This is a genomic window from Saccharothrix deserti (assembly GCF_009769385.1).
Lineage (GTDB): Bacteria > Actinomycetota > Actinomycetes > Mycobacteriales > Pseudonocardiaceae > Actinosynnema > Actinosynnema deserti.
On sequence record NZ_VKAB01000012.1, the window covers coordinates 281,911 to 295,422 of the forward strand.

Below are 13,512 nucleotides of genomic sequence, written 5' to 3' on the forward strand. Positions count from 1 at the left end.
TCAGCCGCCGACGGTGAAGCCGTTGGCCTTCATGTCGTCCACGGTCGCGGTCTGCATCTTCGTCAGCGCGGGGACCAGGTCCGTGCCGCCGCTGATCGCCTCACCCATGGCGTTCTTGTACGCGGTGTAGGTGACGTTGACGTTCGGGCCCCAGGTGAAGCCGGACGACGTCGCGGCGATCTTCGCGGCCTGGGTGTAGAAGTCCGGCTGGTTCGGGAAGAAGGCCGGCGGCTGGGACTGCGCCTCCTGGGCCGAGGTGGCGGCCGGGTAGATCCCGCTCTCCGTCACCAGGGCCTCGACGGCCGCGGGATCGGTGTTGAGCCAGACCGCGAACTCGGTCGCCGCCTTCTGCTTCTTCGAACCCGCCGTCACGGCGGTGGTGGAACCGCCCCAGTTGCCGGTGCGCGGCGCGGAGGTGTCCCACTGCGGCATCGGGGCCATCGCCCACTTGCCCAGCGTGCTCTCCGCGTTGCCCTTGAGCACGCCCGGCGCCCACACCGCGCTGAGCCACCCGATCTGGGTGCCGTCGTTGAGCGCCTTGTTCCACTCCGGCGTGTACATCGGGGCCTTGTCGATCGCACCCTCGGCGACCAGGCCGCTCCAGTACTGCGCGACCTTCTTGGTGGCGGCGTCGTCGACGGAGACCTTCCAGGTGTCGCCCTCGACCGACCACCACGACCCGCCGGCCTGCTGGACGAGACCGGCGAACCAGCCGGGGTCGTTGGACGAGAACGTGCCGAGGAACTTGTCCGACGCCTTGGCCCGCAGGTCACGGGCGGTCTGAGCGTACTCGTCCCAGGTCGTCGGCACCTTCAGGCCGTACTGCTCGAACAGGTCGGCGCGGTAGTAGAACATCATCGGGCCCGAGTCCTGCGGCACCGCGTAGACACCGCTGCCGCCCAGCGTCACCTGGTCCCAGATGCCCGGCGCGAACTTGTCCTTGGCCGCCGCCGCGCCCTCCGAGATGTCGGCGAGCACGTCGTTGCTGACCAGGGTCGGCAGCGCCTGGTACTCGACCTGCGCGAGGTCGGGCGGGTTGCCGCCCTTGGCGCTGGTCAGGAGCTTGGTCACCAGGTCGTCGCCCTGGGCCTGCTTGCTCACCACGACCTTGGTGTCGGGGTGGCTCGCGTTCCACTTGTCGACGACCTTGTCGATGTTGGGCGCCCAGGCCCAGAAGGACAGTTCGACCGGGCCGTCGGTGGCCTCTTCGGCGCCACCGCCGCAGCCGGCGAGCAGGGCGAGGCCGAGGCCGAGTGCCGCGGCCTTCTTCGCGATGTCGAGTCGCATGGGGTCTCCGGGGGTTCCGCGTCGCTGACGCCACTGCCAGCGAGAACCGCGCTGTGAACGTGCACAGTAGTTGGCCCCATGTCGCGCCTGTCAACTACTTGACATGCCGTCTTATCTGCACCGTAATCTTCGATCAGACCGTGCACGTTCACAGCAGCGGGAGTGTTCATGACGTTTGTGGTGCCTCGCCAGGCCGATGGGCAGGCCGTGGAGGACCCCTTCTCACCGCGGATGCCGGTAGGCGTGGACGGACTCGTCTACGGCGGGGACTACAACCCCGAGCAGTGGCCGGAGGAGGTGTGGGTCGAGGACGTCGAGCTGATGCGGCAGGCCGGCGTCAACCTGCTCAGCGTCGCGATCCACGCGTGGGCGGTGCTGGAGCCGCGTCCCGGCGAGTTCGAGTTCGGCTGGCTGGACCGGCTGCTCGACCTGCTGCACGGTGCCGGGATCTCGGTCAACCTGGCCACGCCGACCGTGGTGCCGCCCGCGTGGCTCTACCGCGCGCACCCCGAGATCCGGCCGGTCACGCGTGACGGAATCGAACTGGAACGCGGGTCACGCGCTACTTTCTGCCCGAGCGCGCCCGCCTACCGCCAGGCCGCCGCGAACATCACCCGGCAGCTCGGCGCGCGGTACGGCGACCACCCGGCCGTGGCGCTGTGGCACGTGCACAACGAGTACGGCGCGCCGGTCGGCGCGTGCTACTGCCCCGAGTCGGCCACCGCGTTCCGGCGCTGGCTGCGGGCCCGCCACGGTTCCCTCGACGCGCTCAACGAGGCCTGGGGCACCAGCTTCTGGGGCCAGCGCTACGGCGAGTGGACCGAGATCGAGCCGCCGCGCGTGTCCGGCACCGTCGGCAACCCGGCGCACGAGCTGGACTTCGCCCGGTTCTGCTCGGACGAGCTGCTGGCCTGCTACACGGCCGAGCGCGACATCCTGCGCGGCCACTCGACGGTGCCCGTCACCACCAACTTCATGACCACCAACTGCAAGTCGATCGACTACTGGCGCTGGGGCCGCGAGGTCGACGTGGTGGCCAACGACCACTACCTGACCGCCGAGGCCGACCGGAACCACATCGACCTGGCCATGTCCGCGGACCTGACCCGCGCGGTGGCGGGCGGTCAGCCGTGGATGCTCATGGAGCACTCCACCGGCGCGGTGAACTGGCAGCCGCGCAACATCGCCAAGCGGCCGGGCGAGATGGGCCGCAACAGCCTGACCCACGTGGCGCGCGGTGCGGACGCGGTGATGTTCTTCCAGTGGCGTGCCTCCCGGTTCGGCGCGGAGAAGTTCCACTCCGCGATGCTGCCGCACTCCGGCACGCGCAGCCGGATGTGGCAGGAGGTCGTGCAACTCGGCACCGACCTCGGCGCGCTGCACGAGGTGCGCGGCAGCCTGGTGCAGGCCGACGTCGCGGTGCTGTGGGACTGGGAATCCTGGTGGGCGCTGGAACTGGCCTGGCGGCCGTCCGTCGACCTCGAGTACCGGGAACGCGTCGGCGCGTTCTACGAACAGCTGTGGGACGCCAAGCTGACCGTCGATTTCGTTGCGCCGGAAGCGGATCTGAGCGGCTACCGGCTCGTCGTGGTGCCTTCGCTGTACCTGACGACGACCGCGGCGGCGAAGGTGCTGCACGACTACGTGGCCGGTGGCGGCACGCTCGTCGTCTCGTACTTCTCGGGCATCGTCGACGCCAACGACGCCATGCACCCCGGCGGGCACCCCGGCGCGCTGCGCGACGTGCTCGGCCTGGAGGTCGAGGAGTTCCTGCCGCTGCGCCAGGGCGAGGGGGTCTCGCTGGACGGCGGGCTGCGCGGTGACGTGTGGGCCGAGCACATCCGGCTGGCCGGCGCGGAACGCGTCCTGGACTACCTCGACGGCCCGGCGGCGGGCGGCCCCGCCGTCACGCGGCACCGGCTCGGCGCGGGCAGCGCCTGGTACGTCTCGACCCGGCTGCGCGGCGCGGCGCTCGACCACGTGCTGCGCGAGGTCTACCCGCAGGCGGGCGTGGAGGTCCGCGACGACCTGCCGCGCGACGTGGAAGTGGTCCGCCGCCGCGGTGTCGACGCCGACTACCTGTTCGTGCTCAACCACACCGACGCCGAGGTGCGGCTCGCCGCGTCCGGCACCGAGCTGCTCACCGGACGGCGCTGCGAGTCCGAGCTGTGCGTGCCGGCGGGCGGCACGGCCGTGCTCAGGTCCTGAGCGGGTTCGACCAACCCTGCACGTTCTCAACGAGGAGGACGAATTGACCCGTGGCAAAAAGCCGCTCGCGGCCGTGGCGGTGTTCGCCGTCGCGGCTGTCGGTGCACCGGCGGCCTCGGCCGCGACCACCATCACCAACGGCGGCTTCGAAAGCGGGACCTCCGGCTGGACCTTCAACCGCTGACCGACGTGGCCGGGTGCACCCCTCCCGCACCCGGCCACGTCCGTCATCGCTCCCCGCCCGCCGCCAACTGACACTACAACCCGGTGCACGGTACTGCGCATTCCGTAGTAGCATCCACCGCACACCACCGGGGAGAGCTCCATGGACACCAGTCAACTGCTCAAGGGGGTGCTGGACCTCGCCGTCCTTGCCGTGCTGCGCAAGGAGGACGGGTACGGCTACGACGTGCTGCGCAGACTGCGCCAAGGCGGCCTGGACGGCGTCGGCGACGCGTCGGTCTACGGCACCCTGCGCCGGCTGTACAACGCCGGTCTGCTCACGTCGTACGTAGTGCCCAGCGAAGAGGGCCCGCACCGCAAGTACTACAGCCTCAACGAGCCGGGCCGCACGCGCCTGCTCGAATCGGGCAAGACCTGGAAGTCGTTCGCGCAGGCGCTCGACGATCTGTTGGGGGAGGGTGCATGAGCACGCAGACGAACGCCGAGGTGCAGCACTACCTGGACCGGATGCGCGAGGCCTTGTCCGACCTGCCCGCCGCCGAGGTGGGCGAGATCATGGACGACGCCGGGGCGCACGTGGTCGAGGTCGCCGAGGAGATGGGCGAGGAGTTCTCCCTCGCCGCGCTGACCGACCGACTGGGCACGCCGCACGCGTACGCGCGGGAACTGCGTGCCGCGGCCGGCTACCCCTCCCCTGCCGCTGTCGACGTGCCAACGGGTTCCCGGCCGGTGGTCCTGGCCCGGTTCGCCTTGTGGAGCCTCGTCGCCTGCACCGCCATCGGCTTCGGCTTCGGCTTGAGCGGAGGCGACGGCGAGGAACTGCTGCTGCTCATCGGCCTCTGCGCGGCCGCGGCCACCGTGTTGGTGTTCCGGCAGAGCGCGCTCCCGCCCGAGATCGCGAGGCTGCCGGAGACCGTCGCCCTCAAGGACGGGCTCAAGCGCCTTGAGCAGGGCGATACGCAACGGGTACTCGCGTCCCTGCGCACGTTCCAGCCGGTGTGGTGGGTGGGTCGAGCGCTGCTCATCGGGTCGGTGGCCATGATGTCGTACCGAGGAGGGGGGCTCACCGCGCTGCTGGCCCTGGCGCTCGGCGCCCTGTCGCTGGTGGCCGGCCCGAAGGCGCGGACCGACCGGCGGTGGCTGTGGATCAGCCTGCCCGCGACCGGTTTCGCCCTCGGCGTGCTGCTGCTCATCCTCGGCTCACTGGCGTCGCGGTTCGACGGCCCCTCCCCTGTTCAGGCCTCGTACAACCCGCAGCCCCCGACGCCGGGCAACATCTACGTGTTCGACAAGGACGGCAAGCCGCTGACCGACGTCCACCTCTACGACGAGAACGGCCGACCGCTCGACACCCCGTGGTACGGCTGCGACGGACGTTCGCACGGCGACGACAACCGCTACCCCCGCCCCCGGGTCGTGCACGACGAGAACGGCTGCCGCGAAGTCCCCGGCGTCCCGCCGTTCGCGATCGTCCTGCCGAGCGCCGCGCCCTCGACGACCACCGCACCGCAGACGACCACCGCACCGCAGACTCCGCCGGCAACGTCTCCGGCAACGTCGACTCCGCTGACGACTCCGCCGGCGACCACCCAGGCGCCTCAGCCCACGACGGTCACGCCCACCAGCTGACCGCGCGGGCACCACGACGCTTCCGACCGGTCATCACCCGAGTGGGAACCCGAGGGCGGGGAGCAGGGCTTCGTCGACGATGGCGACCAGCTCCTCGTCCGTCGGGAGGCGGTTGAGGTCGAGGGTCAGTTTGAAGACCAGGGCCTCGCCGATCTGGGTCACGATCGGCGTCAGCCTTCGCGGGTCCAGGGTGCCCGCGTTCGCGTAGTGCCGCAGGACGGTGCTGGTGAACGTGCCGCCGCGAGGGTCGAAGACACGGCTGTAGAGGGCTTCCGCCAGTTCCGGGTAGCGGTGGCGCTCGGTCATGACGGCCAGCACGGCACCGGCCGCCGGGGTGCCCATCCAGTCGGTGAGCAGTTTCAGCGCCGCGACGAGATCGGTCCGGAGATCGTCCGCCGACGGCGTGGGCACCTCCACCGGGTGAGCCTGGTGCAGGGCGTCGACCAGCAGCTCGTGCGGCGTGGACCAGCGTCGGTAGAGGACGGTCTTGGCGGTCGCCGCACGGCGGGCGATGCCTTCCATGCTGAGCTGCCCGAGGCCCACCTCGGCGAGTTCGGCGAGCGCGGCCTCGTGGATCGCGCGCAGCAGCGCGTCACCCCGCCGCCTCTCCGGGCCCCTGGGACTCGTCTCCTCCGCCATGACACCTTCCGACTTAAGAAACGGTGCTGTAGCTTATGGGCTCATAAGCTACGGATCCGTATCTAACTGGGGGTTTCGTGTCCACATCTTCCGCCACGCTCGGCCGCCCACTGGCGCGCGGGCGGTCACTGGCGCCGGACCTGGCTCGTGGCGCGATGTTGTTGATGATCGCTCTCGCACACGCGCACATGTACCTGTCCGGGCACCGCACCGGTTTCCGCGGGTACGCCGTCGACGGCGGCACGCTCGACCGGGTCGTCGCGGGAGTGCAGGTGGCGCTGGTCGACGGACGGGCGATGCCGATGTTCGCGGCGCTGTTCGGCTACGGGTTCGTGCAGATCGCGTCCAAGCAGGCGGGCGACTGGCCGCGCACGCGTCGGCTGCTGCGCCGGCGGAGCCGGTGGTTGCTGGCCTTCGGGTTCGGCCACGCCCTGCTGCTGTTCTTCGGTGACATCCTCGGCGCGTACGGGCTGGCCGGGCTGCTGCTGGTCGGCGTGCTCCGGTTGAGTGACCGGGCGCTGCTGGTGTTCGCGGGCCTGTGGCTCGTCGTCCACGGTGCGGTGATCACGTTCACCGGGATGCAGATCGCCACGCACGGCGGTCCGGTCGACGCGATGGCGGCGGCCGACCCGCTGTCGGGGGTCGGCGAGCGGTTGGTGCTGTGGGGCGTGCTGACGCCGATGCTGCTGGTCGAACTGCTGGTCCCGTTCCTGCTCGGGGTGTGGGCGGCACGGCGTCGTCTGCTGGAGGAACCGCACCGGCACGTCACCGCCCTGCGCACGGCCGCCGTCATCGGCATCGGTCTGGCGGTGGTCGGCGGCCTCCCGCTGGCACTGCTCGACACGCAGGTCTTGACCGGCGCACCGGCGGCGCTGACCGTGCCGGCCTACGTGTTGCACGGCCTCACCGGTCTCGCGGGCGGACTCGGGTACGCGGCGCTCGTCGGCGCGGTGGCAGCCCATGTCGCCGCACCCAACCGGATCATCACCGCCCTCGCCGCGTGCGGGCAGCGCTCACTGACCTGCTACCTGTTGCAGTCGGTCGTGTTCGTGGCCGTGTTCGTGCCGTACGCGGGCGGGCTCGGCACCCGACTGGGCACGGCGGCGGCGTCCGGGATCGCGGTGGTCACGTGGCTCGCCACCGTCGTGCTCGCGGAAGCCTTGCGGCGCAATGACAAGAACGGCCCCGCCGAGTGGTTGCTGCGCCGCCTGACCTACGGCCGAGCCACCTCGGTACGTTCGTAGTCGTCCCCGGCCGGGGGAATGCTGGACTCGGCCAGCCGGTCCCGCAGGTCCTTCACCGCCGCGGCCACCGCGTCCAGGACGATTCCCTTGCGCCAGTACTGCTGCCGGTACCCGAACTCGACCACGCCCCACGTGCAGCCAACCGCCGACGCCACCCCGGCCACCGCGATCAGCGGCACCAGGACACCCGTGCCGCTGGCGGCCCAGTGCGCCACCAGCGCGCCGACCACTCCACCGGTGGTGACACCCAGCAGCACGAAGCGTACCCAGAAGGACAACCTCTCCGTCCGTTGCCAGGCCCAACGGCCGCGCGCGCGGAGTTCCGCCAACCGCGCGGCGGTGTCGTCGATCTGGTCCAGCGCGAACAGCGCCTGGTCCCGTTGCAGGCGGTTCAGCAACGGCTGGTGCTCGGTGATGTACTCGTCCACCCGGTGGACCGCCTGACGCAGGTCCGCCGGGTGGACGTCGAGCACGGGCTTCGGCCAGTCGTTGGCCTTGCGCAGCCGCAGCACCCACTTCTGGCCGAACATGATGCCGCCCACGGAGATGCAAACCAGTACCAGCAGCAGAACGAAGTAGTCGAGGTCGTTGTTGATGACCAGCAACGCGAACGTGAAACTAATGACGGTCACCCCGACGATCACGTTGCGCTTGTCGCCCGCCATCGTCGCCGCTTCCGCCTCAACGGCGTCGAGCTGTTGGCGGATGCGGTACGCCACGCCCGTCAAGACGACCGCACAGAACAACACGACCAACCCGATCAGGCTCACCCCGCCCAACCAGTCCCGCCGTTGCTCGGCGGTGTCGGCCAGCAGGACGATCGGCAGCACCGGGATGAGCACACCGAGCACGAACGCCGCCACCACCTCCACCCACGAACGCGGCTGCGGCACGCGCGGCACCTCGTGTTCGAGCACCTCCACCGGCGCGACGTGGTTCTCCAGCGCCTGGATCAGCAGCCGCACGTCCCGTTCCCAGTGGCCGAACCTGATCCGGTGCGCCTGCGGGAACACCACGTCGCCGATCAGATCCGGCAGTTGGTCCTTGGCGGGCAGCGTCGCGTCGTCCACCAGCAGTGGCATCACCGTGATCCGTGACTTGAGCGCCCAGGCGATCTCGTCGTGCACCCAGTCCTTGTCGGGCCGGCCGCGCCGGCCCTCCAGATCACGCAACCAGGTGTCGTGAATGACGGCGATCAGCACCTCGCTGCCTTCCAGCTTGGCACGCAGCTCGGCGGGGTAGTGCGCACCGATGCGCAACCCCGTGTCCACGAACACCGCGTCGCGCCCGAAGTGACGGCGGAGCTGTTCCGCGATGGCCTCCACGACCAGCGCGTGCGGCAGCCGGTTGCCGGAGGCGTCGTTCTGGCGGTAGTTGAGGAAGATCCCTCTGCGCGGCATGTCCTTCGCCTTCGGTCGTGGTGATCCATTGTCCCGAATCGGCACGTGCCAAGACAGGACAGGACCGTGTCACCTACGGGCGGCGGCGGCCGGCACGGCGTTATCCTCGGTCTGCTCGACCGGCCACACCTCGGCCTGCCGCCGGTCGCCGGGGTTGCGCAGCTCGGCCCACGCGCCGAACAGCGTGCCGGTGAGCGCGATCGCCAACGCCGCACCCACCAGCCCGTCCTCCCGGACGTGCAGGACCACCACGACGACCGCCACCAGCTGGAGCAGGGCGTACCCCCACGTGCACAGGTTGGAGCGCATGACTTCCTCCTCGGTTCGATGAGCTGCTACGACTCAACTGTCACCACCGGGGACACGTCGACGACAGGGGTTACCGGTTCCCACCGCGACTGGAAACAGGAAACGGTGGATCACGGTGCGAGCGGGTGAGAAGGTGGACCATGGACCAGCGCGAGGTGTTCGGCGTCGAGCTGCGGAGGCGGCGCGTCGCCGCGGGGAAGTCGCTCAAGGCTCTGTCCGCCGAGCTGAACTACAGCAAGGGCCACATCAGCAAGATCGAGACCGGCGCCACCCGACCGACGACCCAGTTCGCCCGCCTCGCGGACGCCGTGCTGGCCGCCGACGGCGCGTTGAGCAGGCTGGTCCCGCACGACTCGGCGCACGACTCACCGGGCGGCGCGCCCGAGGCCGATCCCTTCCCCCTGAACCTGGACGTGCCGGACCTGCGGGTGAACCGGGCAGCGGCCGAAGCGGTCGCGGAGGACGACGCGACCGAGGTGCTGCTGCGCGTGCAGTTCGACACCATCCGCGAGATGGGCAAGCGGGTCGAGCCCCGGCTGGTCATCCCGACGCTCACCGCGCAACTGCAGTCGCTGCGGGCGGTGCTGCTCGCCGCGCGGCAGCCCGAGGCGCGGCGTCGGCTGGGTCTGCTCGCGGCGCGTTACGTCGAGTACCTCGGGTGGATGGCGCAGGAAGCAGGCCTGAGGGACGAGGCGACGCGCCGGACCATGCAGTTCGCCGCACTCGCGGTGGACGCGGGCGACCCGGGCCTCGCCTCGTACGCCCTGGTGCGCCGCGCCGAGCTGGCGATGTACGCGGGTGACGCGATCAGCACGATCGAGCTGGCGCAGCGCGCGTTGGCCGATCCCCACGCGGACCCGCGCATCCGCGGCCTGGCCCTGCACCGGCTCGCGCAGGGCTACGCGCAGCGCGGCGAGTACTCGTTGTCCCGCACCGCGTTGGACGACGCCGACCTGGCGCTGGCCGAGTCGTCCGACTCCGGTCCGGGCGGCCCCGTCATCGGTTCGTCGACGATCGCCGACCTGGGCGGTGTGGTCGCGGGCTGGTGCCTCTACGACCTCGGTCGCCCGGCGGAGGCCGCCGACCTGTTGGAACTCGCGTTGTCCCGCACCGCGCCCGAGGCGCGCCGGGCACGCGCCCTGCACGGCGTCCGGCTGGCCCTCGCGCACGAGGCGGCGGGCGAACTCGACCGGATGTACGCCACGGCGATGCGGGCACTGGACGACGCCCGGCCGCTCGGCTCCGCGACCGTGCGCAGCCAGCTCCAACGGCTGTCCTGGGCGGTGCAGCGCAGGCACGGCCACCCGCCGGCGCGGGAACTGCACCTGGAGATCACCGCGGCGCTGCACGACGGCGATCCGATGTAGGGGTTTCACGTTTCCCGACCCGTCGCCGACGGGAAACCACTTCCGCCTCCTTTCCGGACGGCCGATTCTGGATCCACCACCGGTGGACGACCAGAAAAGCCCGCTCCAGGAGGAGAACAGCCATGGAACCGCACCTGCTCGTCTGCCTGCTCACGCTGCTGTTCGTCTGACCACGACCGGGTGAATGGCGCGGTCGCTCCGCCGCGGTCGCGTCATTCGCCCCCCGGTCGACACCCCGGTCAACACCACTGCACGCCGTAAGCGCACCCGTTCAGCAGATCGCGGAATTCGACGGCGACTTCGTGCGCGCCGTCGAGTTCGAGCAGCTTTCCACTCGGCCGACCGTCGTGCACCGCGCTATGGGGGACGCCATCGTGCTTCCACACCGCTTTGGGCAACCTGTCCGGGTCGAACCGCACCCGGAGCACGAAGTACCGACAAGTCCGGTAGGGCACGCACACGTACCGCGGCGTCATCGCCTGACCGGGCGGTATCCGCGAGATCAGCTCGTAGGTGTGCCGGTCGCCCCTGGCCAGCCGGCGCGGCAGGGCGATGTCGAGGCTGAAGTTGGTCGTCGACCCGCGCGCCTGGCCCGCCAACGTGCCGCCGAACACCAGTTCCGTCTCCAGACCGGGCTGTTCCTGCCCGGTTTCGGGGTGCCGGGGCACGTCGACGGACGTGGTGATCCGGTCCAGGGTCGGCGCGGTCACCACGACGGTGCGCCGCTCGATCGCCTCGGGTGTCGGGCGGTCCAGCCGCAGCACGACGTCGAACACGTCGACGTACCAGCCCTTGCCGCCGTACCCGTCGCCGGTGAGCGCCGCGTCGCCCCGTTGCGCCCGCAGCGCCATGTTCCGGTACGCGTCGTTCATCCGGCGGCGCACCGTGCGCCGGTCCACGTGCAATTCCCCGGCGAGCACGTCCATCCGGTCGGTGAGCGAACCGGGAACGGGATCCGGCCGGAGGTTGAGCGTGCCCCTGGCCACCTGCTCCTGTTCGTCGGTCAGCCCGGCCAGCAACCGCTCGAGGTATTCCACGAGCTTTTCTCGCAAAACCTCACCGCGATCGGCGGGCATCGCGAACAACGCGCTGAACTCCGGTCGCACCCTTTCGTCGAGGTCGGCCGACAGCACTCCATTGCGCTTGTGCAAGGCCGCCAACGCGGTGACGACGACGTCCTGGACATCCGTCACAGCGGCGGTCTCCTCCCGTGCCGGAACGATCCATTCCAGCTGGTCTGGAAAGTGACAAACCAGCTTCGGACAGGACAGCGATCTTACCTGGAACGCCCATCCGCCGTCGGTGACGATTCAGATGAGCACATCGTCACCTTCCGGCGAGCGAAGAACGAGGACGGCTTGCCCATGCGCACCTCCCGGGACCGGCTGCGCGAGTGGACGCGCCCACCGGCCGAACCGATCCGCTACGCGCTGCGCCACCGGTGGGAAGACCGGGCGCAGGGACGCCGCGACGGACGCGCGGGGCTGCCCGCCGTCGACGGCGACGGCGACACGCCGTGGTTGCGCGCGCTGCGCAAGCTCACCGAGGACGCCATGGCCGCCGAGCTGATCGTCCACGAGCAGGTCGTCGCCGAGCTGACCGACCTGCGGGGCACGGCCGCGGCGCCGTTGGACGCGCTGCACGACCGGCTGCTGCGCGCGGAGGCGTGGTCGGCCGAGGCGGACAAGGAACCGGACCTGGACCTGCGCCGACTGGCGGACGACCGGCACCCCGCGCACCTGGCCCGCAACCGGCGGCTGGCGGAGAGCCTCGTCGTCCGGGACAGCGCGGCGCGGGGGCTGTTCGAGGTGCGGCGGCAGGTCGGTGACACGGCGCACCTGGTCGCCTCGCTGGACCGCGAGATCGACCGGGCGGTCGAGGTCGCCCGACTGCGGGTGGCCCGGCTGCACGCGCACGGCTGCCGCCGGATCGCCGCCTACTGGCAGCACGTCGTGCGGCGGCACCCCGACGGCGCGCAGCTGAACGCCCGGGTGACACCGCGCGAACCCGAGCCGGCCGGAGTGGGAGGACGACCCGAGTGACAACGACCCGAGTGACGACGACGTGGTGGCGGCTCAAGGCGAAGCTCAACGTGACACCGCTCGTGTTCCGACCGTCCGAAGTGGACGCGGACGCGGCGCGGGCCGAGATCGAGCGACGTGCGCGGACCCTGCAGGAAGCGGTGGACGAGGCGAGCGGGCACCCGCTCGACAACACCGTGAACACCTGGACCGACCAGTGGATCAGCGCGGTGCGGGCCGAGCACGCGCAGTACTCGGTCGCGGTGGAGAAGCCGATCGGCGCGGCGAACGCGCGGCTGGCCGAACTGGACCGGGAGAAAGAACGCGACGCGCGTTCGCTCGCCGAAGCGGCCACCGCGCGCGACACCGCGGCGCGCTGGCTGGGCGGTGACGGCCGGACGAGCGACATCACGGCGAGCGGCTTCGACAACCCGACCCTGCTGGCCGGCCGGCCCCGGTCGTTCTACCTGCACCTGGTGGCGCTGACGTTGGGCGCGGCGGCGGACATCGGCGCGTTCGTGCAGGTGGTGGAGCTCCTGCTGCGCGGTCAGTCCACCGGGGTCGCGGTGCTGCTGGTGATCGGCCTGACCGCAGTCGTGCTCTACCTCGCGCACACCGCGGGCGTGCTGCTGCGCGACCGCAAAGCCGGGCTCACGTGGGTCCGCTGGGTCGGGGCGGCGACGTGCCTGACCACGTGGGCGGTGGTCGGGATCCTCGCGGCCTGGGCACGCGTGGTCGCGCCGCAACGCGCCACCGGACGGGTGTCGCTGGACTTCGACGCCCCGGCGCAAACCGCCGACACGCAGGCGGCCCTGGTGAACGCGGGCACGTTCCTCGCCCTGTACATCGCGAGTGGTGTCGCCGCCTGCCTGGGCGCCTACCTGTGGCACAACCGGGCGCACAGCGGGTTCAGCGTCGCGGTCCGCCGGTACGACCGGGCGTCGAAGCGGGCCGGGCGATCGGCCCGCGCGCACGCCAAGGCGACGGCTGCCTGGCACGAGCAGGTGCGGGCGCGGGAGGCGGCCAGGGCGATCCTGGACGCCGCCGTGCAGTCCCGGCTGGCGCTGGGCGAGGAGCTGAAGCTGCACGCGCGGCAGCTCTTCTCGGCGAGGTTCAACGACCCCGCGTTCACCGACGCGCTCCTGCTCCCGGACCGGCGCCCCTACCCGTACCACCCCCACTCGCTCAACTGAGCCGCGACCAGGCTCCCGACCCACCAGCCAGT

Annotated in this window: 13 protein-coding genes; 8 read left to right on the plus strand and 5 right to left on the minus strand. The window is 71.0% G+C overall.

Annotated features, from left to right (window positions below):
- Complete coding sequence (locus FM051_RS22925) at positions 1-1,287, minus strand: extracellular solute-binding protein (RefSeq protein ID WP_158846617.1); 1,287 nt, start codon at positions 1,285-1,287, stop codon at positions 1-3.
- A 168-nt stretch (positions 1,288-1,455) separates the two neighbouring features.
- Here FM051_RS22925 and FM051_RS22930 point away from each other — a divergent pair, with 168 nt between their 5' ends.
- The 4 genes from FM051_RS22930 (at position 1,456) to FM051_RS22945 (ending at position 5,307) form a co-directional block, all read left to right on the plus strand.
- Entirely contained in the window at positions 1,456-3,495 is a 2,040-nt protein-coding gene (locus FM051_RS22930; protein ID WP_238412581.1) for a beta-galactosidase, read from the plus strand.
- 43 nt (positions 3,496-3,538) lie between these two features.
- Positions 3,539-3,679, plus strand: a complete 141-nt coding sequence (locus tag FM051_RS22935; RefSeq protein ID WP_158846619.1) for a hypothetical protein — start codon at positions 3,539-3,541, stop codon at positions 3,677-3,679.
- 141 nt (positions 3,680-3,820) lie between these two features.
- The gene (locus FM051_RS22940) at positions 3,821-4,144 is read left to right on the plus strand and encodes a PadR family transcriptional regulator (protein WP_077008353.1); all 324 of its coding nucleotides are present in this window, start codon (positions 3,821-3,823) and stop codon (positions 4,142-4,144) included.
- Positions 4,141-5,307 carry a DUF1700 domain-containing protein gene (locus FM051_RS22945; protein ID WP_158846621.1) on the plus strand — a complete coding sequence of 389 codons (1,167 nt, stop codon included), beginning with the start codon at positions 4,141-4,143 and terminating at the stop codon, positions 5,305-5,307. Before FM051_RS22940 ends, FM051_RS22945 begins: the two co-directional genes overlap by 4 nt.
- Before the next feature lie 33 nt (positions 5,308-5,340).
- Here FM051_RS22945 and FM051_RS22950 read toward each other — a convergent pair whose 3' ends face one another.
- Complete coding sequence (locus FM051_RS22950; protein ID WP_158846623.1) at positions 5,341-5,946, minus strand: TetR/AcrR family transcriptional regulator; 606 nt, start codon at positions 5,944-5,946, stop codon at positions 5,341-5,343.
- A 164-nt stretch (positions 5,947-6,110) separates the two neighbouring features.
- Here FM051_RS22950 and FM051_RS22955 point away from each other — a divergent pair, with 164 nt between their 5' ends.
- On the plus strand, positions 6,111-7,190 hold the full coding sequence (locus FM051_RS22955) for a DUF418 domain-containing protein (protein ID WP_238412582.1): 1,080 nt from the start codon (positions 6,111-6,113) through the stop codon (positions 7,188-7,190).
- Here the strand turns inward: FM051_RS22955 and FM051_RS22960 are convergent.
- On the minus strand, positions 7,160-8,590 hold the full coding sequence (locus tag FM051_RS22960) for a TIR domain-containing protein (protein ID WP_158846627.1): 1,431 nt from the start codon (positions 8,588-8,590) through the stop codon (positions 7,160-7,162). The genes FM051_RS22955 and FM051_RS22960 overlap by 31 nt on opposite strands.
- A gap of 69 nt (positions 8,591-8,659) precedes the next feature.
- The gene (locus FM051_RS22965; protein ID WP_158846629.1) at positions 8,660-8,899 is read right to left on the minus strand and encodes a hypothetical protein; all 240 of its coding nucleotides are present in this window, start codon (positions 8,897-8,899) and stop codon (positions 8,660-8,662) included.
- 140 nt (positions 8,900-9,039) lie between these two features.
- Between FM051_RS22965 and FM051_RS22970 the strand changes: the two genes are divergently transcribed.
- The gene (locus FM051_RS22970; RefSeq protein ID WP_158846631.1) at positions 9,040-10,266 is read left to right on the plus strand and encodes a helix-turn-helix domain-containing protein; all 1,227 of its coding nucleotides are present in this window, start codon (positions 9,040-9,042) and stop codon (positions 10,264-10,266) included.
- 239 nt (positions 10,267-10,505) lie between these two features.
- Here the strand turns inward: FM051_RS22970 and FM051_RS22975 are convergent, their stop codons facing one another.
- Complete coding sequence (locus tag FM051_RS22975) at positions 10,506-11,459, minus strand: hypothetical protein (RefSeq protein ID WP_158846633.1); 954 nt, start codon at positions 11,457-11,459, stop codon at positions 10,506-10,508.
- 171 nt (positions 11,460-11,630) lie between these two features.
- On the opposite strand from FM051_RS22975, the gene FM051_RS22980 reads away from it, so the two are divergent.
- Positions 11,631-12,308 carry a hypothetical protein gene (locus tag FM051_RS22980; RefSeq protein WP_158846635.1) on the plus strand — a complete coding sequence of 226 codons (678 nt, stop codon included), beginning with the start codon at positions 11,631-11,633 and terminating at the stop codon, positions 12,306-12,308.
- A complete protein-coding gene (locus tag FM051_RS22985) occupies positions 12,305-13,480 on the plus strand; it encodes a hypothetical protein (protein WP_158846637.1) in 1,176 nt (391 codons plus the stop codon). Before FM051_RS22980 ends, FM051_RS22985 begins: the two co-directional genes overlap by 4 nt.
- Positions 13,481-13,512: the final 32 nt, after the last annotated feature.

Bases quoted from the DNA above. Each gene is read 5' to 3' on its own strand.
- FM051_RS22960 (WP_158846627.1), bottom strand. From the start codon at position 8,590: ATGCCGCGCAGAGGGATCTTCCTCAACTACCGCCAGAACGACGCCTCC.
- FM051_RS22965 (WP_158846629.1), bottom strand. From the start codon at position 8,899: ATGCGCTCCAACCTGTGCACGTGGGGGTACGCCCTGCTCCAGCTGGTG.
- FM051_RS22945 (WP_158846621.1), top strand. From the start codon at position 4,141: ATGAGCACGCAGACGAACGCCGAGGTGCAGCACTACCTGGACCGGATG.
- FM051_RS22925 (WP_158846617.1), bottom strand. From the start codon at position 1,287: ATGCGACTCGACATCGCGAAGAAGGCCGCGGCACTCGGCCTCGGCCTC.
- FM051_RS22970 (WP_158846631.1), top strand. From the start codon at position 9,040: ATGGACCAGCGCGAGGTGTTCGGCGTCGAGCTGCGGAGGCGGCGCGTC.
- FM051_RS22980 (WP_158846635.1), top strand. From the start codon at position 11,631: ATGCGCACCTCCCGGGACCGGCTGCGCGAGTGGACGCGCCCACCGGCC.
- FM051_RS22950 (WP_158846623.1), bottom strand. From the start codon at position 5,946: ATGGCGGAGGAGACGAGTCCCAGGGGCCCGGAGAGGCGGCGGGGTGAC.
- FM051_RS22955 (WP_238412582.1), top strand. From the start codon at position 6,111: ATGATCGCTCTCGCACACGCGCACATGTACCTGTCCGGGCACCGCACC.
- FM051_RS22930 (WP_238412581.1), top strand. From the start codon at position 1,456: ATGACGTTTGTGGTGCCTCGCCAGGCCGATGGGCAGGCCGTGGAGGAC.
- FM051_RS22940 (WP_077008353.1), top strand. From the start codon at position 3,821: ATGGACACCAGTCAACTGCTCAAGGGGGTGCTGGACCTCGCCGTCCTT.